Origin of the sequence: Paenibacillus sp. LHD-117 (assembly GCF_030929555.1) — a bacterium.
Classification (GTDB): domain Bacteria; phylum Bacillota; class Bacilli; order Paenibacillales; family Paenibacillaceae; genus Pristimantibacillus.
In genome coordinates, this window is the sequence record NZ_JAVFVT010000003.1 from 147,758 (window position 1) to 173,431 (window position 25,674).

At 47.6% G+C, this 25,674-nt stretch carries 18 protein-coding genes; 17 read left to right on the top strand and 1 reads right to left on the bottom strand.

Features of this window, described 5'->3' with window-relative positions:
* Window positions 1-11: 11 nt before the first annotated feature.
* The 10 genes from RB620_RS03105 to RB620_RS03150 are packed head-to-tail and all read left to right on the top strand — an operon-like array spanning window position 12 to window position 15,522.
* Window positions 12-2,906 (top strand): extracellular solute-binding protein, encoded by a 2,895-nt coding sequence (locus tag RB620_RS03105; RefSeq protein ID WP_308092054.1) that lies wholly within the window; start codon window positions 12-14, stop codon window positions 2,904-2,906.
* A 53-nt stretch (window positions 2,907-2,959) separates the two neighbouring features.
* Window positions 2,960-3,889: a carbohydrate ABC transporter permease gene (locus RB620_RS03110; protein WP_308092157.1), complete on the top strand. Its 930-nt coding sequence runs from the start codon at window positions 2,960-2,962 to the stop codon at window positions 3,887-3,889.
* A 5-nt stretch (window positions 3,890-3,894) separates the two neighbouring features.
* Window positions 3,895-4,764, top strand: coding sequence for a carbohydrate ABC transporter permease (locus tag RB620_RS03115; RefSeq protein ID WP_308092055.1), 870 nt, complete (start codon window positions 3,895-3,897; stop codon window positions 4,762-4,764).
* Between the two features lie 17 nt (window positions 4,765-4,781).
* A complete protein-coding gene (locus tag RB620_RS03120; RefSeq protein WP_308092056.1) occupies window positions 4,782-6,218 on the top strand; it encodes a tetratricopeptide repeat protein in 1,437 nt (478 codons plus the stop codon).
* Window positions 6,208-6,828 (top strand): Yip1 family protein, encoded by a 621-nt coding sequence (locus tag RB620_RS03125; RefSeq protein ID WP_308092057.1) that lies wholly within the window; start codon window positions 6,208-6,210, stop codon window positions 6,826-6,828. Before RB620_RS03120 ends, RB620_RS03125 begins: the two co-directional genes overlap by 11 nt.
* Window positions 6,829-6,845: 17 nt before the next feature.
* Window positions 6,846-9,380: a DUF5696 domain-containing protein gene (locus RB620_RS03130; protein ID WP_308092059.1), complete on the top strand. Its 2,535-nt coding sequence runs from the start codon at window positions 6,846-6,848 to the stop codon at window positions 9,378-9,380.
* Window positions 9,377-10,282, top strand: a complete 906-nt coding sequence (locus RB620_RS03135; protein ID WP_308092060.1) for a carbohydrate ABC transporter permease — start codon at window positions 9,377-9,379, stop codon at window positions 10,280-10,282. Before RB620_RS03130 ends, RB620_RS03135 begins: the two co-directional genes overlap by 4 nt.
* A 21-nt stretch (window positions 10,283-10,303) precedes the next feature.
* Window positions 10,304-11,272 (top strand): carbohydrate ABC transporter permease, encoded by a 969-nt coding sequence (locus tag RB620_RS03140; protein WP_308092061.1) that lies wholly within the window; start codon window positions 10,304-10,306, stop codon window positions 11,270-11,272.
* 29 nt (window positions 11,273-11,301) lie between these two features.
* Window positions 11,302-13,380 (top strand): alpha-galactosidase, encoded by a 2,079-nt coding sequence (locus tag RB620_RS03145; RefSeq protein WP_308092062.1) that lies wholly within the window; start codon window positions 11,302-11,304, stop codon window positions 13,378-13,380.
* A 30-nt stretch (window positions 13,381-13,410) separates the two neighbouring features.
* Window positions 13,411-15,522, top strand: coding sequence for an alpha-galactosidase (locus RB620_RS03150; protein WP_308092063.1), 2,112 nt, complete (start codon window positions 13,411-13,413; stop codon window positions 15,520-15,522).
* Between the two features lie 71 nt (window positions 15,523-15,593).
* Here the strand turns inward: RB620_RS03150 and RB620_RS03155 are convergent, their stop codons facing one another.
* On the bottom strand, window positions 15,594-16,496 hold the full coding sequence (locus tag RB620_RS03155; protein WP_308092064.1) for an AraC family transcriptional regulator: 903 nt from the start codon (window positions 16,494-16,496) through the stop codon (window positions 15,594-15,596).
* Between the two features lie 197 nt (window positions 16,497-16,693).
* On the opposite strand from RB620_RS03155, the gene RB620_RS03160 reads away from it, so the two are divergent.
* From RB620_RS03160 to RB620_RS03190, 7 genes are all read left to right on the top strand, one after another.
* A complete protein-coding gene (locus tag RB620_RS03160; RefSeq protein ID WP_308092065.1) occupies window positions 16,694-17,491 on the top strand; it encodes an SDR family NAD(P)-dependent oxidoreductase in 798 nt (265 codons plus the stop codon).
* Between the two features lie 58 nt (window positions 17,492-17,549).
* Entirely contained in the window at window positions 17,550-18,008 is a 459-nt protein-coding gene (locus RB620_RS03165; RefSeq protein WP_308092066.1) for a MarR family winged helix-turn-helix transcriptional regulator, read from the top strand.
* A 547-nt stretch (window positions 18,009-18,555) separates the two neighbouring features.
* Window positions 18,556-19,515, top strand: coding sequence for an ABC transporter permease (locus RB620_RS03170; protein ID WP_308092067.1), 960 nt, complete (start codon window positions 18,556-18,558; stop codon window positions 19,513-19,515).
* Between the two features lie 12 nt (window positions 19,516-19,527).
* Complete coding sequence (locus RB620_RS03175; RefSeq protein ID WP_308092068.1) at window positions 19,528-20,397, top strand: carbohydrate ABC transporter permease; 870 nt, start codon at window positions 19,528-19,530, stop codon at window positions 20,395-20,397.
* 70 nt (window positions 20,398-20,467) lie between these two features.
* Window positions 20,468-22,063 (top strand): extracellular solute-binding protein, encoded by a 1,596-nt coding sequence (locus tag RB620_RS03180; protein ID WP_308092069.1) that lies wholly within the window; start codon window positions 20,468-20,470, stop codon window positions 22,061-22,063.
* 164 nt (window positions 22,064-22,227) lie between these two features.
* A complete protein-coding gene (locus RB620_RS03185) occupies window positions 22,228-23,931 on the top strand; it encodes a sensor histidine kinase (RefSeq protein WP_308092070.1) in 1,704 nt (567 codons plus the stop codon).
* On the top strand, window positions 23,897-25,510 hold the full coding sequence (locus tag RB620_RS03190; RefSeq protein WP_308092071.1) for a response regulator: 1,614 nt from the start codon (window positions 23,897-23,899) through the stop codon (window positions 25,508-25,510). The genes RB620_RS03185 and RB620_RS03190 overlap by 35 nt, the downstream gene beginning before the upstream one ends.
* Window positions 25,511-25,674: the final 164 nt, after the last annotated feature.

The following is a 25,674-nucleotide window of genomic DNA, read 5'->3' on the forward strand; positions in this document are numbered from 1 at the left end:
GGATGTTATACATGTTGTCTAAGGGATCCCGTAACTTGGTCGCGTTGGTGCTGCTATGCGCGTTTGTCTTTACTTCCGTGAGTTGGACAAATATCGTCCAAGGGGAGAAGGGTGCCGAAAATTCGGATCGCGACAAATTGCGGGTAGACAGCGCTCAGGAAGATAGCTATGACCGTTATTTGCAGCAATATCAGAATGCGAATAAACCGGAAGAGAAAATAGTGGTGAAGGGAAGCGCCTTTACCCATGCAGCGCGCATGCAGCCGAAGATTGTTTCGGATGTTGGAGATGAACAGGGCAGTTTTGTTTATACAGAGGATACAGGAACCATTGAATGGGAAGTAGAGATTCCGAAGGACGGCTTATACAATATGTCGCTCCGATTTTTTACGCCAGAGGGTAAAGCGTCTGCTATTGAAAGGCAGTTGCTAATCGATGGAGAAACGCCCTTTGCGGGTGCCGGCAGTCTGCTGTTTCCGCGTACATGGGTGAATGAGAACGAGAAGATCGAGCAGGATAATCGCGGCAATGATATTAGGCCTCGCCAGGTCGAAGCGGCCAGATGGCAGGAGGCTCCATTTAAAGATTCGGACGGGTACTATGAAGAACCTTATTCTTTTTACTTTACCGCGGGCCATCACAGGATTTCTCTCGTATCGCTAAGAGAGCCGGCTATTATCGATACGATCGAAATCTCTCAAATAAATCAGCCGCCAACTTATGAAGAACTGCTTCGGGAATATCGGGAGAAGGGGTACAAGGAAGTCGGAGGAGAAATGATTAAGGTGCAAGGGGAGGCGGCTGTCTATAAATCATCCCCGACCTTATATCCCATTACCGACCGCTCCAGTCCGACAACGGAGCCTCAATCCATTACCGAAGTGAAAATCAACTCGATAGGCGGACTCAATTGGAGAATGCCGGGAGAGTCGATAACATGGCACTTCGAGGTGCCGCAGGACGGGCTATACAAAATCGGTCTCAAAAGCAGACAAGAATATTTGCGCGGAGTGTATTCCACAAGAACGCTATCGATTGATGGTCAGATACCATTTCAGGAAATGAAGAATGTTCCGTTCTACTATTCAAGCGATTGGAAGATGGATGCGCTTGGCGACGGGAATGAGCCTTATCTTTATTACTTATCCAAAGGCAAGCATGAGCTCAAGCTGGAGGTTAGCCTGGGTCCGCTTGCGACATCGATTCGTCAGGTACAGTCGAGTATTCTGGATATCAATGCGATGTACCGCAAAATATTGATGATAACAAGCGCGGTTCCCGATCCGTTCCGGGATTATAACCTAGAGGGTCGGCTTCCGGATATGGTGGGCGTGTTCAAGGAACAAAGCGAAATATTATATGGCGTTTCAGACCGGCTGGTAGAGCTCACTGGAGAGAACAGCGATCAGATCGCGATTTTGGACAAGGTTGCCTATCAGTTGAAGGATTTGGCGGATCGGCCGGAAACGGTACAGAAGCGGATGGATTCGTTGAAAATTAACGTAGGAAGCTTGGGCGCATGGATTCAGAAGGTTAGAGAGCAGCCGCTGGAAATTGATTATCTGGTCGTTGCATCGCCTGAGAAGAAAATGCCGAAAGCGAACGCGTCCTTCTTCACGAAGGCAAAATTTGAGATGAAGTCCTTATATCATTCGTTCTTCGAGGATTATAACAGTATCGGCAATATGAACGAAGAGCAAAGGACGGTTACGGTATGGATTGGCACGGGACGCGACCAGGCGCAAGTGATGAAGGCGCTGGCAGACGAGTCGTTTACGAAGGAAACGGGCATCAATGTTGATCTCAAATTGGTAAGCGGCAACGTGCTCTTGCAGGCGACGCTGGCGGGACAAGGTCCGGATGTTGCGATGCAAATCGCCAACGACATTCCAGTCAATTATGGTATGCGCAATGCGATCGTTGATTTGTCCCAATTTAGCGATATCGAAGACGTGACGAAGCGGTTTCGCGACAGCGCAATTGTTCCTTACCGATTTAATGATGCCGTATACGCGCTGCCGGAGCAGCAAGTGTTCGAAATGCTGTTTTACCGCAAAGACATTCTGAAGCAGCTCGATATCGAAGTGCCCGAGACATGGGAAGACGTATACAAGATCATCCCGGTCTTGCAAAAAAACCATATGCAATTTACGCTGCCGATCGCGCAAACGACGGGCGTCTCCGGCATGGAGCCAAGCAAGGCATTCGCAATGCTGTTGTACCAAATGGGCGGAGAGTTCTATAAGGACGGGGGCGCGGCCAGTCATTTAGATTCGGAAATCGCGATGCAGGCCTTTGATAAGTGGACAGACTTCTATACGAACTATAAGTTCCCGTTGCAATTCGATTTCCCGAGCCGATTCCGTACAGGAGAGATTCCGATGGGGATTGCGGATTATACCTTGTACAACACGCTCAGCGTCTCCGCCCCGGAGATTAGAGGGCTGTGGGACTTTGCGCCGATTCCCGGAACGAAGCAGGAAGATGGCACGATCTCGCGCGAGGTTGCGAGCGGAGGCACGGCCGTAGTTATGCTTAAGCAAGCCAAGGATAAGGATGCGGCATGGGAATTTATGAAGTGGTGGACGAGCAAGGAGACTCAGGTGCGCTTCGGACGCGAGATGGAAGGTTTGATGGGCGCTGCCGCCCGGTATCCTACCGCGAATATCGAAGCGTTGAAGGAGCTTCCATGGCCGGTGAAGGACTATCTGAATTTGGAGAAGCAGTGGGAATGGGTGAGAGGCGTTCCGGAAGTGGCTGGCGGATACTACACCGGCCGGAACCTGGATAACGCATTCCGCGAAGTCGTCAACAACGGGACCAATACCCGCGATGCGCTTTATGATTATGTACAGGAGATTAATCGTGAAATCACGACCAAAAGAAATGAAATGAATCAGAACTAGAATCAGGGGTGACCACCTTGCAGCAATCGGAGCTAATTCCCGGAAAAGCAGATATGAAGCCGCTTCGCAAAACGGATAGACCTGGCAAGCTCCAGCAGGCGATTCAGGATATGAAGCGCGATAAGCATCTTTATGTGCTGATCGCTCCCTATATTGTGCTTTTCTTTATCTTTACCGTGTTTCCGGTAGCCATGTCAATGCTAATTAGTTTAACGAGCTTTAATATGCTGGAGTTTCCGAAGTGGGTGGGATGGGCGAACTATGAACGCTTGCTGCTTGAGGATGATATCTTCCTTATCGCATTGAAGAATACGTTCGTTTTTGCCGTCATTACAGGGCCGGTCAGCTATATAGCCTGCTTCTTATTTGCCTGGCTGATTAACGAGCTGCGTCCCAAAACGCGGGCTTTGATGACGCTTGTATTTTATGCCCCTTCGATCTCCGGCAATGTGTATTTCATATGGCAAATCATGTTCTCGGGAGACTCATACGGGATCATCAACGGTTTTTTGTTGAAAACCGGGATCATTAACGAACCCATACTCTGGTTCCAGAACCCGAAGTATACTCTGGCGATTATCATAATCGTTCAGTTATGGCTAAGTCTCGGAACGAGCTTCCTTGCCTTCATCGCTGGACTTCAATCGACGGATAAAACGTTGTATGAAGCGGGCGCTGTCGACGGCATCCGCAATCGTTGGCAGGAATTATGGTTTATCACGCTGCCCTCGATGCGTCCGCAACTGATGTTCGGGGCGGTTATTCAAATTACGTCTTCCTTAGCCGTGGCTGACGTGGCTATGAATTTGGCCGGATTTCCGAGCGTTCAATATTCGGCGCACACCATTGTCACACATTTGATCGATTATGGCACAATCCGCTTCGAGATGGGGTATGCGTCCGCGATTGCGACGGTTCTGTTCGCAATCATGCTGGGATCTAACCTAATCATCCAGAAGATGCTTAAGAAAGTAGGTGAATAGCATCCATGAAAATCTCAATGCGGCTGCTAGGCCCGAGACGAATTAACCGTTCCTGGTACGTCGATATTTGCTTGTTTATTCTGCTGGCGGCAGCGGGGGCATTCATGGCCATTCCTTTAGTTTATTTGGTCAACAATGCGTTCAAGCCATTGGATGAATTGTTTCTGTTTCCGCCCAAAATATTTGTCCGCAACCCGACGTTATCCAATTTCCCTGATTTGTTCCACCTGATGGCGAAATCATGGGTTCCTTTCTCGCGGTACATCTTTAATACCGTGTTTATAACGCTGGTTGGAACGATCGGTCATGTTATTCTCGCTTCGGCAGCGGCTTATCCGCTCGCCAAATATAACTTTCGCGGATCCAAGGTTTTATTCCAGTTGATTGTATTGTCTCTGATGTTTTCCGCCCAGGTGACTTCGATTCCAAACTATATGACGATGTCCTGGTTAGGGTGGATTGACACTTATTGGGCCGTTATTATACCGGCTTTCGCGTTCCCGTTGGGGCTGTATTTAATGAAGCAATTTATTGAGCAGATTCCTATGGCATTAATTGAAGCGGCCAAAATCGATGGCGCAAGCGAATACCGTATTTTCTGGACCGTAGTTATGCCCCTAGTGAAGCCGGCGTGGTTCACGCTTATTATCCTGGTGTTCCAAATGCTGTGGGGCACGGATGGAGGCGGCTTCATCTATAGTGAAGAGCTCAAAACGATGCACTTTGCGATGGGGCAAATTGTTCAGGGGGGAATCGCTCGCGCGGGGGCTGCCGCTGCCGTAGCGTTTATGCTGATGATCGTACCGTTAATTATTTTTGTCATTACCCAAAGCCAAATTATTCAGACGATGGCCTCTTCCGGAATTAAGGAATAGGGTGAGGGGTGTAACTGGTGAAATCTAAAGTGGCGATGCTTATTGCGGCATTATTCATCCTAAGCGGATTGTCGACGCTCACCGCTCAAGCGGCTCCATATGAAGGGTACACGTGGACGTATTGGGGAGAGACGAGACCCTCCCCGATTGCTTACAAGCCAAGCGCGATGATCGATGGCAAGGAACAAGGCGTTGGCGGCTTTAAAGCTCCGTCCGATTTTTTCGTAGCCAATGACGGCAAGATGTACGTTCTGGATTCGGGCAATGGTCGGATCGTTGTATTTGACCGGGAATGGAACGTTGTTCGGCAAATTGAGGAGTTTCAGAACAATGGGAAACAGGATCGCTTGTCCAACCCCCAAGGTATATTCGTAACGGATAAAGGCGAGCTGTATATCGCAGATACGGATAACAAGCGGATTGTTCAATTAACGGAAGAAGGGCAATTTGTAAGAGAGATAGGCGAACCTCAATCGGAAATTATCCGAACGGGCTTTCAATATTTGCCGATTAAGCTCGCTGTCGACCAGGCCGACCGGATTTATGTGGTAGGCAAAGGCGTATTCGATGGCATTATGGAGTTTGATTCGGACGGGGTGTTTACCGGGTTTATGGGGACGAATCGAGTGAAATTCAACGCGTGGGATTATTTCTGGAAGAGTGTTTCCACCAAAGCTCAACGGAGTAAGCTGGCTCAATTCGTACCTCTGGAGTTCAATAACCTGGATTTAGATGAAGAGGGCTTTATTTATACGACGAATACCGAAATCAATTCCTCGGATCCGATTAAGAAGCTGAACTCAACAGGGATTGATGTGCTGCGCCGTGAAGGATATTTTCCGCCTCGCGGAGACTTGTTCTCCGTGCAAGGTTCCCTGCTTACAGATATTGCGGTTTGGGATCATGGAGTGTACAGCGTGCTTGATTCGAAGCGCGGCAGAATATTTACGTATAATGAGGACGGCATTCTGATGTATATCTTCGGGCAGCTTGGACATCAAGAGGGGACTTTCGCGAATCCGGTAGCCATTGAAAGAATCGGAGACGATATTCTGGTACTGGATCAGAATATGAATCGGATTACCATATTTAGCCCCACCCGCTTTGGCACGATGACGAATGAAGCGAATGTCTTATACACCACTGGCAAGAGTGAAGAGGCTGTGAGCGTGTGGCGGGATTTGCTTAAGCTGGATGCGAACAATGATATCGCGTATGTCGGGATCGGCAAAGCGCTGTTAAGACAGGGAAAGTATGATGAAGCGATGGAATACCTCAAGCTGGGTTATGACAGGGAGTACTATTCGAAGGCCTTTGGGAAATATCGAAAGGATATGCTGCGCGGAAATTTCGGTTTGATTATGACTAGTTTGGTTGTTCTGGCCGCGGCATGTTTAGTAGGGAGCAAGTTGAAGAGACGGTTAAAAAAGAGGGTGGAAGTAGATGTATCCTGAACTCGTCAAATATTCATTTTATGTGTTGCTTCATCCGTTCAATGGATTTTGGGACATCAAATATGACAATAAAGGCAAGGTTCGCATTTCGCTGGCGATCTTGCTCCTGCTGACGATTGCAACGATTTTGCAGCGTCAGTTTTCAGGATTCGTCGTTAACTTTAACAATCCGGCCGATCTGAACAGTGTGAATGAATTGAAGTATATTGTGCTTCCATTTATTTTATGGTGCGTGTCGAATTGGTCATTGACAACGCTAATGGACGGCGAAGGGAAATTTCGGGAGATTATAACGGTGACCGGATATGCTCTTCTGCCGCTGGCGCTTGTTCATCTGATCAGTACGATTCTGAGTAATATGATAACGCTTCAGGAGTCCGCATTTTATTATTTTCTGGAGTCTTTCGCTTTTATATGGTTTATATGGCTTTTATTTATCGGCACGATGACCGTTCATCAATATACCGTGCTAAAGACGATTGTAACGATGGCGCTTACTCTGCTGGTTATGGGCATTATTATGTTTTTGGGGCTGTTGTTCTTTAGTCTCATGCAGCAAATGCTCGGATTCGCACTCTCTGTGTATACCGAGCTTTCATTACGTATGTAGGAAAGGGGGTCATCCGGTTGAAAAAAAGATATACATGGGGCGTGATCTCCGCCCTATTGTTAAGTCTGGTTATGACTTCCGGAACTGTTGTTGAGTCGGCGGATACGAAGGCGGGACAAGTCGAGACGGCAGCGGAGAAGACGACAATCGCCCGGCCGGCAGCTTCAGATCTCGCAGCAATGAAGGTGGCGGCGGAGAATGAATCGTTAGCTTTATATTTCAACGAGGAGACGACCGAAGTTGCCGTCAAGAATAAGAAGCTGGGCACAACCTGGTATTCGAATCCGATAAACCGCGAGCAGGATGCCAAGGCGTCCGGTTACAACAAATCGATCTTGGGCAGTCAATTGCTGATCCAATATTCCGATTCGTCGGGAAAGCCGCAGCAATATGATAATTTCAATCAGAGCATTAAGAACAAACAGTATGAAATTAAAGAGCTGAATGACGGGATTCAAATTACTTATACCATCGGCGAGAAAACGAAAGGGCTCGACGAGATTCCTCAATTTATAAGCGAAGAGCGGTTCCAGACGCTCATCCTCGATAAAATCGAGGATGAGCGTAAACGCAAGGATCTGGAAAAACGGTTTAAGTACGACGAGGAGAAGAAGGTATACGAGCGGCGAGACGCTGCGTTCAAAGGGATCGGATTGTCCCGAGTGTTAGAATTGTTCGCCGAGATCGGTTACGACGAGAAGGAGAGAAATATTGACCGGGAGGCCTATTCGGGTGGGAAGCTAAGTGAACAAGCGGAATTTGTTCTTCCAATAACGTACCGCCTGGAGAAGGATCAATTGGTTGTGAACGTTTCGACGGAGCAAATCGACTCCGATCTCTTTCATCTGCAGAAGCTCGCCGTTCTTCCTTTCTTTGGAGCGGCAGGCGCGGATCGCGGCGGCTATATGTTCGTCCCGGACGGCTCGGGCTCGCTCATTCAGTTGAATAGCGGCAAGCTTGATGCGGCTCCATATATGACCGCGCTCTATGGAAAGGATTCGAGTCGAATTGCGCTTTCGAATCCGCTTCAGAACCGTGTAGCAAGACTGCCCGTATTCGGGATGAAGCAAGAAAACGAAGGCTTCGTAGCGATTATCGAGAACGGGGACGCCATCGGAAATATTGAAGCGGATATTAGCGGCAGAACAAACTCTTATAATTATGTGTTCAGCAGCTACGAGTTAAGCGCCAGCGAGCAGCTTACGCTGTCAGGGAATTGGAATTCCCAGACTGTGTCTAGATTTCAGAAGCAGGCTTATCAAGGCGATATTACGATCCGCTACGGGTTTTTGTTGGGAGACGATGCGACCTATACCGGTATGGCAGCCTATTACCGGAACTATTTGGCGGAGAAGTACAAGCTGACAAAACTGCAGGAAGAGGAAGAAACGCCTTTCAATCTGGAGCTCATCGGCGGAATTACGAAGAAAAAGTTTTTTCTTGGGATTCCTTACGAATCGTATGAAGCGCTGACGACCTTCGACGATGCGCAAGCAATCCTTCAACAATTAAAGGATAAGGGCGTTAATCGTATTCACTTGCGGTATACCGGTTGGTTTAACGGAGGGGTCGACCATACGATTCCAAGATCGACTTCGGTGGATGGCAAGCTCGGCGGTCGGAAAGATTTTGAAAGGCTGCTGGATTACGCTGCCGATCATGGGATCGATGTTTACCCGGACGCCGGCTTCATGCAAGTGTATCGCGACAGTTGGGGATTCCGTCCGAAGAAAGACGGGGCGCGGTATATGACTGGAAAGGTGGCTCAGATTTATCCGTATTACGCTGCTAATTATATGGAAGATAAGAGCGTAGCGCCTGATTATGTACTATCCCCGTCGAAGCTGTCCGGCGTAGTCGACCGTTTCCTGCAAGACTATAAGAAGTATGATAGTACTCGGCTATCTTTAAGAGATTTAGGGAATGAGCTTCATTCCGACTATAACGAGAAAGTGATGATCACAAGAGAAGAAGCGAAGCGGCTTGCCCAAAATCAGCTGTCGAAAATCGATCAATCGGTGAGCGGTCTGATGATTAATGGCGGCAATGCGTATTCGCTGCCTTATGCCGACAGTGTTGTTAATGCGCCGCTTTCGAACAGCGCTTATAATTTGACGGACGAAGCGGTTCCCTTCTATGAAATCGTGCTGCACGGTTATATCGACTATGCGGGTTCCGCGCTCAATATGGAAGACGATCAGGACGTGCAATCTCATATTCTGAAGGCGCTGGAGACTGGCTCGAATTTGAATTATACGTGGTTTTACGCGAAGTCGTCGGCAGTGAAGGAGACTGAGTATAACGACTTGTATGCCGCAAACTATGCGGACTGGATCGACGAAGCCGGGTCTGCCTATAAGGAAGTCAATGCCGTGCTTCGCAAACTAAGAAACAAAACGATCATCGACCACGCCAAGCTGGAAAAAGGCGTATATGCAACAACCTATGAAGGTGGAAGCAAAGTGATTGTCAATTATAACGATTACAGCGTAACCGCGGATGGAGATCTGATTGAAGCGATGGGATACTTAATGCGAGGTGACCAGCCGTGAGAGCGCCCAAGTTGAAACTGACCTTGTATCAAAAGCAAAAGTATGGGGGACTATGGTTCATCCTGCCGTGGCTGATCGGCTTTCTATTTCTTTTCTTTCTCCCGCTCATTCATTCGCTTCGTTATAGCTTCAGTAAGCTGGAAATTAACGAAATTGGCTTTTCGGTTACGTATTCGGCTTTAAGCAATTATAAGAACGCTCTGTTGGAGCACGAATCCTACGTCAGAGTGTTAACGGAATCGCTGATGAATATGTTCATTAATGTGCCGCTCATCGTCATATTCAGCTTACTCGCAGCCGTTCTGCTGAACCAGCGGTTCAAAGGCAGAGCGCTTGCTAGAGCCATATTCTTCCTGCCGGTTATTCTGGCCTCAGGTGTGCTTGCTTCCATAGAAGGCGGAGATTATATGCAGGCGATTATGCGGGGAGCAAGCCAGCAGTCGAGCGGCGAATTTACGTTATTCAAAAATTTGGATTTGGCAAAAATGTTAATTGAATCGGGGGTAGACAGAAAAGTCGTCGGCTATTTGGTCAATGCCGTCAACCGAATCTATCAAATTATTACATCATCCGGCGTGCAAATGTTGATCTTTATGGCGGGACTGCAATCGATTTCGGGCTCCTTGTATGAAGCGGCGAAGATTGAAGGAGCAACGCCCTACGAATCCTTCTGGAAGATTACATTTCCGATGATTAGCCCGTTAATTCTGACGAATGTGATTTATTCCATCGTAGACAATCTGACCACCAGCCAGACGAGCAGACAAATTCATGAGACGGCTTTCAGAACCTTCGATTTTGGACTTAGCTCCGCGATGGCCTGGATTTACTTTATTATAATCTCGTTAATTCTATGGATCATTACCATACTCATTAGCAAGAAAGTGTTTTATTACGACTAAACGGCAGAAGGAGGCAGAAGAATGAAGACGCTAATGGAAAGATTAGCGACCATGCATTTCTGGGAACAAAAAATAAAGAATTGGGTCTGGATCATCATTCGAACCGTATTGATCTGCGGCATCTCGTTCGTCATTTTGTATCCCATCATGACCAAGGTGTCGATCGCGTTCAAGGACCAAATCGATATGTATGATTCTACCGTGTTATGGATTCCGAAGCATTTTACTTTGGATAACTTTAAGCTTGTATTCAGCGCTTTGAATTATACCGAGGTATTGATTAGCACTATTTTGCTGTCCGGCGGAGTGATGCTCCTTCAGACATTCTCATGCATGCTCGCCGGATACGGGTTTTCGCGAATCAAGTTTCGAGGCAGCGGCATATTGTTCGCATTCGTTATTTTTACGATAGTAGTTCCGCCGCAGACGATTATGATTCCGACCTACTTGCAATATAAGAACTTCGATGTTCTAGGATTGATTTCATTAATGAGCGGACAATCGTGGAATTTGATTAATACGTATTGGCCGTTTCTCATTTCGTCCGTTCTTGGCATGGGGCTCAAAACGGGGTTGTTCGTCTTTATTTTCCGGCAGTTTTTTAGAGGGATTCCAAGGGAAATGGAAGAGGCGGCCTTTGTGGACGGCGCAGGCACATTCACGACCTTTATTCGAATCATCGTCCCGAACGCGGTTCCTGCGCTCGTATCGGTCATGCTGTTCTCCTTCGTATGGCAGTGGAATGATTCCTTCTTTACGAGTCTGTTCCTCACGGATCCTAGCGTTATGTCATCGATGATGGCGTCTGCCGGGGCACAAATTCTCAATTATATCGGAATACAGTCTGGAGGGGCGACAGCGGACCCGCTCTATCTGTCATTGATTCAAAATACGAGTGTTCTGCTTGCGATTCTACCGCTTATCGTTATGTATTTGTTTGTGCAGCGGCATTTCGTGGAGAGTATGGAGCGGAGCGGTATTGTAGGTTAAACAAAAAATGAAGGATAGGAGAACGGATAATGGCGAATGTTGGGGAATTGAAATATGGGGAAATGAAACTGGAACAATCGATGAGTGAATTCATCGTCGATAATGGCTTCGTTCGCGCTGAGGCGAATTTGAGCGACGGGACGCTCGCGTTCCGTTGGAGCGGCGGCGAGGCGATGGTCGGATTATATGCGGAAGCGCGATCCGGGCTTGAACAATTACGTTCAACCTATTACAGCAAGCACGCTGTCCTTGAAGCATCGGTACAGCCGATTGAAGACGGATTTGGACGGGGCATTCGTTGGACATTTGAGCATGAAGAGCGGGATAAGCCGACGATGCGTCAGCATATTCGCATGTACGAACAGCTTCCGTATCTGTTCGCCGAGTTGGAAGTGGAATCCGAATACGAATGGGAGACGAACGAAATAACGCCGTTAGCCTCTCATTTAAATGATGGAAATGTACTGGAATTTGGAGATATTTCCGAATCCGCTGGCGAGATAAGAGCGTTGTTCGTTCCTTTCGATAACGATAAATGGGTTCGATTCGCTTCCCAGCCAATACCTTGCAGCTTGCAAAGCTACGAGGTGACGTCTATCTTCCATTCCGGACGCAGAAACGGATTCGTTCTCGGATCTGTGACGCATGATACGTGGAAAACGGGCTTATGCGTTGAAGGGACATTCGGGGGCTCGGTCGGCAGGCTCCGCGTATTTGGAGGAGCGGCTGATCTGCAGACGCGGGACACGATTCCGCATGGTTCTGTTCGAGGCAAAAGCATCGTTTCACCGAGGATTTTCGTGGGAGCATTTTCGGACTTTCGTGATGGACTTGAAGCCTATGGCAAAGCTAACGCGGTATTGACTCCCGCGCTTCCATGGCAAGGCGGCGTGCCTATGGGCTGGAATAGCTGGTCTGCCGTGATGAATAAGATCGATTTGGACATTTACACGCATACATCTGATTTTTTCCGTAAGGAACTGCAGACCAATGGTTTCTCGGATACCGATGGAAGCTTATACGTCAATTTTGATTCCTTCTGGGACAATTTGACTGCGGATGAGCTTCGCGAAGCGGTAAGCAGGATTACGGCAAACGGACAGAAGCCGGGTATTTATTATACGCCGTTCGCATTCTGGGGAAGTGATCCGAACACGCCTGTCGAAGGAACGGACGGCGCTGTATTATACCGAGATATATTGATTAAGGATCATGCCGGAAATCCGTTGCCGAAGCTGGACGGTGCGTATGCGATTGATCCGACCCATCCGGCGGCGTTGGAGAGAATAAAGCAAAAGCTGGAGAGCTTCGTTGAAATGGGCTTTGAGTATGTGAAGCTGGATTTCATGACGCATGGCGCGATGGAAGGCGTGTTCCACGATTCCAGCGTGCGGACGGGTATCCAGGCGTATAACAAAGGGATGTCGTTTATTTGTCAAGTATTGGATCCGAAGGAGATTGGTCGGCCATTTCTCATTAATTTGTCCATTGCCCCCTTGTTTCCGCACGGATATGCGCATAGCCGCCGAGTATCCTGTGACGCATTCGGTACAATCAACGATACAGAGTATATGCTGAATGCGCTCGCGTACGGCTGGTGGGTGAATGACAGCCTGTACCGATTTAATGATCCCGACCATGTTGTTTTGTATAAAAGCTGCAATCAACGTTCGGTCAGCGAAGCGGAAGGCAGAAGCCGCTTGAACAGCGCTGTCATTGCCGGCACCTCGCTGCTTCTTGGCGACGATTACCGGATGGAGGAAGCGGCCCGGCGCGCGAAGGAATGGATGACGAATACAGAGGTCATGTCGCTGGCGCGCAAGGGAGTGACATTCCGCCCTGTGGAAGGTCGCAGCGGCAATCAAGGCGAGGACTTGTTCCTGCTTCGCGACGAAGAAGGAACATGGGTTGCGATCTTTAATTTCGACGCGGAGCGCGGAAACGAAAAAAGCTTATCGTTTGAACGAATGGGTATCGATTCCACAAAGGAAATGGTTGCTCGAGATTTGTGGAACGGAAGTGAATCGCGCATTAAGGCAGGCACAGACAAGTATCTTGTAGAGCTGAAGCCCTCCGAATCCAAACTGCTGCTGATCAAGCATATTTAACGAAATCATACGAACGAGAAGGTGACTACATTGACAATCCAATATAATGAGCAGCATCGCATATTCGCAATACAAACGAATCAAACTTCTTATATTTTCGGAGTAAACGGGAAAGGAAGACTCCAGCATCTATATTGGGGTTCTTCCCTGGATCCGGAAGATTGCGCCCCATTGCTTCGGACCTGGTCGCATAGCTCCTTCGATATGGAGATAGAGCGAATTCTGGAAGAGTATAGCTTCTGGGGCGATCTGGTCTATACCGAGCCGTCTCTAAAGGTGTCGTGGCATGACGGCGTTCGGGATCTCTCGATGAAGGTTGCGGAACATCGCATCGTGGAACAAGACGGACAAGAAAAGCTGGTGATTACACTGCAAGACGAGGCGTATCCGTTAGAAACGCATTTATCTTATACGGTGATCCCCGAGCTTGACCTAATCGTACGTTCCGCGAAAATCGTGAACACAGGCTCGCATGACGTCATCCTGGAAAACACGCAATCGGCATCATGGTCGATTCCTTATTTGCCAGATTACCGATTGACGCATGTGACGGGGAAATGGTCGGGTGAATTCCAGCTTCGCAATACGATATTATCCGAAGGGAAGAAAGTGCTGGAATCCAGAAGAGGATTTACAGATAGCCATGCGAATCCATGGTTCGCGGTCGATAACGGATACGCAACCGAAGATAGCGGGGACGTATGGTTCGGTGCCCTCGCATGGAGCGGAAACTGGAAAATTACAGCGGAGAAGACGGCGTTCAATCAAGTCAAGGTGACCGGCGGAATCAACGACTTTGATAGCGAGTGGACGTTGGGAGCGGGTGAAAGCTTCGAAACCCCGACGTTTGTTGGCGGTTATACAGCAGGCGGATTTGGCGAAATGAGCCGTCATCTGCATCAATATCAATATGACTATGTCATTCCGAGTCAAGAACCAAGAAAGGTGCTTTACAATTCTTGGGAGGCGACTTATTTCGATGTGAATGCCCAGGATCAGATGGCCTTGGCGGAAAGGGCGGCCAGATTAGGCGTAGAGCTGTTCGTTGTCGATGATGGCTGGTTTGGAGAGCGGAATCATGATCGCGCAGGTCTTGGCGACTGGTTCGTGAATCGGGAGAAATTCCCTAATGGCCTCGAGGAATTAATTCAGAAGGTTCATAATCTTGGGATGGGATTCGGAATATGGGTAGAGCCGGAATCGGTAAATCCGGACAGCGACTTGTACCGTCAGCATCCGGACTGGGTCTACCATTTCCCTACACGCGGACGGACGGAATTGCGTAATCAATTGCTGCTGAATATTACTAAACCGGAAGTGAAGAGCTATATTCTACAATTTATGACCGAACTCTTATCGAAGCACGACATCGCATTTATTAAATGGGATATGAACCGGACCATTACGCAGCCGGGGATGAAGGATCATCCCTTGCAGCGACAGAAGGAAGTTTGGATTCGGCATGCGCACACCTTATATGAAATATGGGCGGAGCTTCGGGAACGATTCCCGCATGTCGCATTCGAGACTTGCGCGGGCGGTGGATCGCGAATTGACCTCGGTATTCTTCGTTATGCGGATCAGACGTGGCCAAGCGACAATACGGACGCATTCGATCGTTTAAGTATTCAGGAAGGATTCTCGTATGTCTATGCGCCGAAGCTAATGACCTGTTGGGTAACGGAAGCCATCAGCGGGATGAACAAGCGCACAACCTCGCTGCAATACCGGTTCCATAGCGCAATGATGGGGACGCTCGGGATTGGTTCGAACTTGAACGAATGGAGCGACGAGCTTATTGATGAGTCGGCGGGTTACGTGAGGCAATACAAGGAGATCCGTCCCCTGGTGCAATACGGTCATCAATACCGTCTAGATACGCTGAAGAAGCAAGGAGTCGCAGCCGTACAGTATGTGAACAAAGAGGCGTCAGAGACCGTGGTATTCGCCTTCCTTCATTCGCAGCGGCTGGGCGAGCCGCTGCCTCGTCTCCGCCTGCGGGGGCTTCAACCGGACAAGATGTATGCAATCGAGCAGCTTCCAGGGGCGTGGACAGGCAAAGCAATGATGAACATTGGGATCGAGCTGCCGTTGCGCGGCGATTTGGATAGTCTCATGTATCGTATCCGGGAACAGGAGTAAGGGAGTATCTTCCATTGGGGACGAACTTCGTCCCCAACCATCCTACGCCCGTCCGATTAGATCAGAGGATTTCATGCGTTTATTACCCTCAGGCGCTTAATATCTTGAATTGGTGAAAAACCAAACATTCGGGAATATTCGCGGCTGAATTGCGACGAACTTTCATAGCCTACCCGATATGCGACATCCGCGGCATCTGTTGACTCGGATAATAACAGGCGCCGCGCTTCCTGCAGTCTCAGTTGTTTTTGGTACTGAATAGGGCTCATAGCGGTTACCTCTTTAAAATGCCTGTGTAGCGAAGAAACACTCATATTCGCTAATTCCGCAAGCTCCTCAATCCGAAAAGAACTATCATAGTTATTCATGATATGTTTGATAACGTCTTTGATTTGTTTGGCGCTGTTTCCATCTAGTACAATTTGCTCCAGTGCAACCCCATGCTGCCCTTCCAGAACCCTATAGAGAATTTCCTTCGTGAACAGAGGAGCAAGTACCGGGATATCTTTAGGATGATCTAGCAAACGAGTTAACCTGATTACAGCATCCAACAAAGATAATTCCATCCGGCTGACAAACATACCTCGCTTAGTGTTTTCTTTCGGGCCAACTCGTATTTCAGAATCGCTTAAAATCTCTAGGATTTGACTCGGGGTAAATTCAAGCTTGAGAGACAAATACGGAACTTGGGAAGAGGCTTCCATGACTTGGCCGGTAACCGGCAAGTCAACGGATGCAACAAGGTAATCGGCAGGACCGTATCTAAAGCGCTCCTGTCCCAGCAATACCTCCTTCAAGCCCTGAACGACCATGCAAAAGGAAGGAATGTAAACTCCAAAATTTGATCCAGTAACATCAGATCGACGTGTGAAAAATAATGACGGAATTGCAGTCGCGTGAACACCGTCCCGGCTTGAATATCGCTCAATGAGTTTGGCAAGCTCCTCCTGCTGTTTATCTATTCGTTCAGACATAAGATCCTCCTTGTTCCTTCATCCTTGATAGTTCCATCATAATTTATATTCGTACGTAACGTAAATGACTGTGCGAGTATTAGGCAATCATTTGAGAAGAATGGGATACCGATCGCCTTTTCATCTATTGCATAATAAGGATGCCTAAGCTGATCCATATTAGAGGTCAGTATGCCAATGTAAAGGGGAAGATTAGAATGGATAATCAGAGGAAATATACAGTTATTACAGGAGCAAGCTCCGGTATAGGTTACGCGACAGCTAAAGCTTTCGCAAAACGCAAGAAAAATATCGTACTTGTTGCCCGTCGCGAAAACAATCTGAATGAACTGAAAAGAGAAATCTTGCAGGATAACCCTGAGCTGGATATTGTGGTAAAAGCAGTTGATGTATCCGTCATTCAAAACGCCCATCAACTTTATCGAGAGTTAGATCAATATCAAATCGAAACATGGATTAATAATGCAGGTTTCGGTAGTTATGACACTGTTTCTGGTCAAGATTTGGAAAAGATTGAAACATTGCTGCGCCTGAACGTGGAAGCCCTCACTATATTTTCGTTCTTGTATGTGCGTGATTATAGAGACGTGGATGGTACACAATTAATCAATATCTCTTCAGCTGGCGGATACACAATCGTGCCAACGGCCGTTACCTACTGTGCTTCCAAGTTTTTTGTCAGTGCGTTTACCGAGGGGTTGACCCATGAACTGAAAGCCGCCAATGCCAAATTACAAGCTAAAGTTTTGGCGCCGGCGGCAACCAAAACCGAATTTGGAAAAGTCGCAAACCATACGAGCGAGTATGACTATGACAAAATTTTTACTTCCTATCATACAAGCGATGAAATGGCCAATTTTCTCTTGCAGCTTTACGATAGCAACATGACAGTTGGCATAGTTGACAGAGAAACCTTTGAATTCAAACTTAGTGAACCGCTTTTTGAATATGCAGGCAATTCTAAGAATAACCAAAAAGTCCAACCGAAAGATTAAAACAGCATATTGTTATCTTCATTTGACAACAGTGTATAGGTGCTTTACACTTCTTTGTATGATGAATAATGATGAGCTTTCAAAAGAGAGAATTAGCAATGCCCTTTTGGATGTTTTTAAAACGTACTCAAAACTGGACAGGAAAAATAAGGATTATGGAGTCGGCGAGCCGCTGTTTCATTCCGAGATTCATACCCTTAACGAAATAAGAGAACATGAAGGCATCCATATTACAGCACTGGCAGAACGTTGTGGAGTAACCAAAGGCGCGGTGTCTCAAGTTCTAAAAAAGCTCGAACAGAAAGGGTTAGTCACCAAAGAAAAGGATGATCGCAATCAATCAAGGTTAATTCTGAAGGTAACCGCTAAAGGTGAAATTGCTTATGCCCGTCATTTGGAATACCAAGACAATTTCAAAAAAATGGTTGTAGAAATATTAAGTGATGCTCCTCACGATAAGGTGAGATTCACCAAAGATTTTTTAATAAAGATAGAAGAACAATTGCACCAATGGTGATGCATCTTCATATTTTTTTATGCAATGTGTTTAGTATCTATACACATTGATAACCAATCATGACGGAGGTAATTCTATGGAACCCCTTATTGTACTTGTTGTCGTCACGCTTGCCATTCTCGGTGCAGGAGCTGCGGGGGTAAGACATTTACGCTCATGGCCCGTTGCGCTGCGAGGCGGGCTGGCTGCCATGTTTATGTTGACTGGCTCGGTTCACTTCATATGGATGCGGGAAGAGCTCATCGGAAGTCCGGAGGATGCATTGATTCCCCGCACCTTGATGCAAATCGTCTTCCTGTCTGCGAGTCTTGCAATATTGATATCCTGCCTCCGTCATCGATCTGTGCGTTGAAGTGTTCTCTTATAGCGACAAAAAACCATTTCGGACGAAGTGGTTTTTTTTGTTGAACGCCCAGCATGGGCGTCATCTCTAGGGTGAAAGGCTTACAACCGCCCTTAAGATCTTATAAGAACTTCTAAAAATCCAAGAAATTTATGTTGCTGCCTTCGTGCTAAGATATAGAAAAATAAAGATTAGGTGATGACAATGCAGACGAAAGTGGCAGCAGGCGCAGGTACACGCACCATTGGCTTCTCAAGCAGCTTGAAATCCTGGATAAAAACGATGCGCAGATATAAAACCATGTATCTGCTGTTACTCCCGGCGTTGATCTATTTTGCCGTCTTCAAGTACATCCCGATGGCCGGAATCGTGATCGCATTCAAAGATTACAATATGGTTTTGGGGCTATGGGACAGCCCGTGGGCGGGACTCCGGAACTTCAAGGATTTCATTAATGGAGTTTATTTCTGGGATATTATGGAAAATACAATTGTCATCTCGTTGTATAAGCTGTTGTTCGGTTTCTCCGCACCCATCGTGCTGGCTTTGCTTCTGAATGAGGTGACGATCCAAAGGTTTAAGCGAATCGTGCAAACCATCACCTATTTGCCCCATTTCCTGTCCTGGGTAATTGTGTATGGACTTATGGTCGCTTTATTGGCTCCGGGCGACGGTCTGATCAATATGCTGCTAAAGGAAAACGGATGGAGTCCCGTTGCCTTCCTGACGGACCCAGCCTGGGCCAGAGCGGTAATCGTCATGTCGGATATTTGGAAAGACATCGGCTGGGGAGCTATCTTGTACCTGGCGGCATTGGCGGGAATCGACCCAAGCTTGTACGAAGCGGCCCGCATCGACGGCGCTTCCAAGTGGAGGCAGCTTTGGCACGTTACGCTGCCCGGCATCCGGAGCGTCGTCATTCTGATGTTGATTTTGAAATTAAGCCATATTCTGGATGCAGGCTTTGACCAGATATTCATGTTCGCCAATACCTTCAACCAGGAAAAGATCGACATTATCGATACCTGGGTTTACCGCGAAGGTTTGCAACGGCTGGAAATCGGTTTGGCGACCGCAGTCGGATTGTTTAAATCCGTAGTCGGGTTTGGATTGGTATTGGTTGCAAACAAGCTTGCGAAGAAATTCGACGGGCAAATCTGGTGAGGTGAGTTCTAGATGATCAATTTGACTATCGGTGAAAAAGCGGGACAAGTTTTTATTTACATCGTTCTGATTACTTTATCTGTGCTATGTCTGTTCCCTTTTCTATATGTGGTCGCGGTTTCTGTCACCCCGGAATCTGAAGTATTAAGAAGAGGCGTCGTCATCATTCCCGAAAGCGTTACGTTAGCAGGTTATTTCGAAGTGTTCCGCTCCCACGGCATCGGACAGGCGTACAAGATTACCCTGTTTCGTACCATTGTCGGTACAGCGCTCAACTTGCTGTTTACGATTATTGCCGCATATCCGTTGTCCAAAAAATATTTGCCGGGTCGCAGCTCCTTCCTGCTGTTCATCGTCTTTACGATGATGTTCAGCGGAGGCTTGATCCCTTCCTACTTGGTGATCCGCTCCCTTGGCTTGCTGGATACGCCCTGGGTTTTGATTATCCCGGGTTTGATCAGCGCATTCAATCTGGTGATCATCAAAGGTTTCTTCGAGCAGCTGCCTGCCGAAATAGAGGAATCGGCCCGGGTTGACGGGGCAAGCGAGCTTCAGTCGTTGTGGAAAATCATCTTGCCGCTCTCGATGCCCGTGCTGGCCACCATATCCTTGTTCTATGCGGTCGGACACTGGAACAGCTATTTCGACGCCATCGTGTTTATCAACGATACGGATTTGATGCCGCTTCAGGTGGTGCTGCGCAACATTCTGCTTAATGTCCAGGCGCAAAGCGCAGAAGTTCTGTCCGATATGGAGCGTGTCAGCACGATCGCCATGCAGATGGCCGCTGTTGTCGTTACAACGGTTCCGATCCTGATCGTTTATCCATTTTTGCAGAAGCATTTTACCAAGGGCGTGCTTATGGGCTCCGTCAAGGGGTAATAAGCGAATTCACTTCGATTGTCGCGGTTTAACCGTGGTAATAAATTTATGAAAAAAAGGAGAGGTCAACATGCATAAAAGCAAGATCATGCTTCCCATCCTCGCATTAGCAGTTGGCATGGGAACGGTATTGTCAGGCTGCGGCAGCAAAGATGAGGTGAATCATCCTGCACCAACAACGACCGACTCGGTTAGTTCTCAGGACAACAAGTTTGAGGAGAAGTTGAAAATCACGATGTTCAATGCCGGCACCTTCAATGCGGGGGCTCCCTTGCCTCCAAAGGAAGAAGACATTCAGCGTCAGATGCTGGAGAAGGCGGTTAATATCGATCTGAACATGATCATTCCGCAAGCCGGCGAAGCGACGACCAAATTAAATACGCTTATCGCGGGCGGAGATATTCCGGACCTGATCTTCCTGAAGAGCCGGGCGGATCTTTCCCAATATTACGACCAGGGCATTCTGGCGGATCTGACCCCGTATCTGGATCAATACCCGGAATTGCAGAAGCGTTTCAGCGACACTTCTTGGGAAGCCATGAAGTATAACGGCAAGACGATCGCTGTGCCGGGTTACGACAACGTGAACGGGATAATCAACGGCATGTTCATCCGGAACGATTGGCTGAAGAAGCTGAATTTGGAGATCCCGACCACACATGAAGAACTCTTCGAAGTCATGAAAGCTTTTACCGAACAGGATCCTGATGGAAACGGGAAGAACGATACGTACGGTTTCATTGGAGGCATGAATAAGGAAGGCAACCTGCAAACCTACGGCTTCGATACCCTGATGTGGATGTTCGGCGTGAACCCTCCCGGAGCCATCGATGTGATAAACAATGAAGCGGTCCTCCTATTCACTGATCCGAAGATGAAAGAGGCTGTGAGCTACATTAACAAAATGATGGAAGCCAAGGTGGTGGATCCGGATTGGGTGTCGATGAATACGACTGATTTGCTGGACCAGAAGTTGTTCAAGGGTAAAGTCGGCGTCATGGTCCGGGATATCCGCAAGTTGGAGCCGGAGACTCAGAAGAGAATCGTTGAAGTCACTGGCGAAGAAGCGGAATGGATTGTGATTCCCCCGATGACGGGACCTTACGGCGATCAGATTCTGGAACGGAAAACATATCAGGGCAATTCCTGGGCCATTTCCGCCAAAGCGGACGAGGATAAGATCAACCGGGTCCTCTCCATGCTGGAATATGCGTTTACGGATGAAGAAGCGTATCCGCACTTCGCTTACGGCGTAAAAGGCGTTCAGTGGGACATCGTGGATGGCAAGGCGGATAACAAAAACAGCGAACTGCCCAAGGAAATCAAGGATCAATATACTTGGGTCGACCATTATCGGTTCCCGCGCCGCGGAGACGATCCGGAATATTTCAGCTTCAAAGATCCGAAAACGATCGAAGCCTTTGCAAGCAACCAAAAGTATGTGTCGCCGACATTGCCGGGAGCAGCCTTGACGTCGGATCCGAACGATACGAAAGCTGCGGAGAGGGTGCGATATATTAACGAAACCTTGGTCAAATTCATGAGCGGACAGGAGCCGCTATCGAATTGGGATCACTATATTGAAACCTTGGAAGCCACGTTCGACCTGCAAAAATACAAGGAAAATGTAACCGAACAGCTGAAATCAATTGGTTATATCAAGTAAATCATTGACGAGAGGGGCAAATAGGTATTGTCCCTCTCTTTGTTGCATTCTGCTATACTAATGTCAATCATGCACGCAAGGGAAGATAGCCGATGCGGAAAATTACTAGTTTGCCCTTGAAATTATTCCTGATCTGCTTTGCTTTCATATTAAGCTGTGTAATCTTGATAAGCCAATTGTCCTACCAATTTATCCAGAAAGAAGTAAGAGCCAATGACGCCTACTATTTGCAGCAGATCCTAGACAAGGTAGATCAGTATTTAACGTTAAATTTTGCATCCTTCCAGACGATCCTATTCTCGCTTGAATCCTCCGTGCAGGCCAACCTCCATAATCCGGATCTGATCCGGAATCAGGTCAGGCAACTGTATGAGTTGAACAGCAGTTATGTAAGCAATATCTATCTGATCAAAAGCGATCTGTCCATTATCGGAGGAAGCTTTCCTACCCGGATCTTTGACGGAGCTTTGCCGGACAGAAAACCGCTCTTCGATGCGGCGAACAAAAACAAACGGATGACGCTCGTAAGCGAACCCTACAAATCCTTGTATTCGGGCTGGACGGTGACGATGGTCCGTTATTTGAATCATTCACCCGTACCCATGGCTGTCGCGGTAGATTTGGACCTTAATGCGATTGAGGCGACCTTGTTCAAGATCAACAAACAAGAACAAATGAACCTGGCTCTCATTACCCCGGCAGGTAAAATCATCGCCGGGTTTTCTGAAAATAGAGAACCTCTCGATCTGCAAGACCATTCATTCTCCATTGGGGAAATGACAGGGGCACAAATCGTGGATGCCAACGGTTCCGTTTTGCAGATCCAAACGCAAGAAGGAAAGCCGGTTTCCATCATGAAGCAGCCTACGGAAAAGTTCAAATGGTTTATCGTTTCGATTAATGATGAATCCCGTTTAAAGGCGGCATTGTCCAGATTGGAAAGGTATTACTTCGGGCTTCTGGCCGCCGGCCTGTTGTTCAGCTTGTGCATTTCCTATTTCATTGCCAAGTATATCCGGCACCCCTTGTATGCGCTCAAGATGAAAATGGAACAGGTGGAGCAGGGGAATCTCGGCATTACCATCTCTATCAACCGGAACGATGAGTTCGGCGTTCTTTCCAGGGCGTTTGACCGGATGCTGCAGCAAATCGTGGAGCTGATCCGAAGTCTGGAGATCCATAACGAGCACAAACGAAAGCTGGAGATTCAAGTTTTGCAATCCCAGATCAATCCCCATTTTCTGTATAATACGCTAGGTTCCATCAGCAATGTCACGCGACTGGGGCAGCTGGATAAAGTGGATGTGGTTATCGGTTCATTGATATCTTTATTGGAGTACGGGATATCCGAGGCTTCGGAGAAGGTAGCGATGCGCTATGAACTGCAGAATGTTTCGGACTATATCGCGATCCAGAACATTCGGTATAACCGCAACTTTCAGTTGCTCGAGAATATCGAAGAAGGACTTATGGATTTTCCGGTATTTCGAATGCTGTTGCAGCCCTTGGTGGAGAACAGTATCTTTCATGGTTACAACGGCGGCCAGATCGAAGGCCCGATTGCAATTCGTGCTTACCGGGACGGAGCTTTCACCGTCATCGAAGTGGCGGACCAAGGGGTGGGCATTCCACAGGATAAGATCGGGCAGCTGTTGAAACCCGAAACGAAGAATGTAGAAGCCAAACGGAAACGAATCGGGATGAATAACATTCACGAGCGGATCAGACTGCATTACGGCGAACAGTATGGACTGCAAATCATCAGCAATCCGGGGAAGGAAACCTGCATCCGTGCACGATTTCCGGCAAACCATGCAAAGGAGCTGCATGAAAATGAGAACCTGTACCTGCCTCATCATAGACGATGAAGACCTGATCGTTCAACGATTGGAGCTGTTCTTTCAGGAGCTGGCGGGAAGGGACGGGCGGTTCCGCCTGATCGGCAAAGCTTACAGCGGGACGAAGGGGATCGAGGAAGCTCTGCGGCTAAAACCGGACATTATTATTTCGGATATCGTCATGCCGCAAATGGACGGAATTTCGATGATCGAAGAGCTGAAGCCGAAGCTTCCGAACACCCAATATATTTTATTGTCTGCATACTCTTCGTTTGATTATGCCCAGAGGGCGATCCGTGCCAACATTCTGGAATACATCGTCAAGGTTCCTCTGCGGGAAGCGGATTTGGAGCGTGCATTGGATAAGGCGGCCGGCACATTGGAAGAGATCAGGAAGAAAGAGGATGAGTTTCAATCATTAAACGTGACGGTACTAGAAAATAAATACCGCATACGCAAACAATTTTTTAATGAGTTGGTGCGGGGGGAAATCTCCTCTTACCGGGTATCGGATTTCGGTAACTGGATGCAGGTTCATTATTTCCAATCCTGGTACTGCTGTTTTATTGTGGAAATAAATCATTATGAAAGCTTCCGGAATGAATATTCGGCGGTAGACCAAAGCATTTTGAAATATGCGATGACCAATGTAATCGAAGAAACGCTGGTGGGCTTCGGGGCGGGAGTGGCATCCGAATTGCACGATGACCGGTTTATCGGTTTCTTTGCATGGGACCATAACCGTAGCGAAATGGACACTCAGCTTGCCTGCCTTACATTGGGGCGCCAGATCGTGAATCATTTGATGCAATACCTGAATCAGGAGGCTTCCGTCGCTTTCGGCAGCCCGCACAGAGGATTGGAATCCATCAAACAAGCCTATTCGCAAGCGGCGGATATAAGCGAGGATTTTTATTTTCATGAAGAAAAGACCGTCAAAACGCCTGCGCACCGCATTCGGTATCAAAATGTTCCTGGTCCCGCTTTGCAGCAGAAACTGACGGATTTTTTAGCTTGGATGCATAGGGGGATTTCCAGGCAAGAGCTTGAAGAACAAATGGAAGCTTTATACCGGTATGTGATTGAAGGCAAAATCCATAAGTCCGTTACGGCACCCCTGATGAGGGACTTGTACAGAGATGTTGCGTCGAAACTGAAAGCTTGGCATGTCCTGGAGCCTGGCGATGAAGAGTTCCCTATTCAGTTCATGACGTTTCGCGAGCAGCTTCGATTGATTGGCGATTTCATCTTCGAACATCTGCAGGACGGCCAGCTCTCCCAGCGTACGGAGATTATACGAGCTAAGCGCTTAATCGAGGGAAATGTGAAGCAACGGCTGACTCTTCAAGCCATAGCCGATCATGTGAATCTGGCTCCCGCTTATTTCAGCAGCCTGTTTAAGAAAACGATGAAAGAGGGAGTAGTCGAATATATCAACCGGAGAAAAATCGAACTGTCTCTTGAACTGTTGCAGGTAAAAGATTATTCGAATTTTGAATTGTGCGAGGAAGTGGGAGTTGTGAACGAAGGGTACTTTTGCAAACTGTTTAAGCAGTATACAGGATTTACTCCCAAGCAATACCGGAAAAAAATTCAAGGGCTGAAGTAGATCAACGTATGCTATGCGGGAATGCGGACTACGCATCCTGACATAGCTTTTTCTTTGTCAGCGACAAAATATTTTATAAGAAGTTCTTAAAATCAAAGAAATTTTTCGAGTCCCAACACGTTATGATGAAATCGATCGAAAACCAATGGGATAAGGAGGATGAT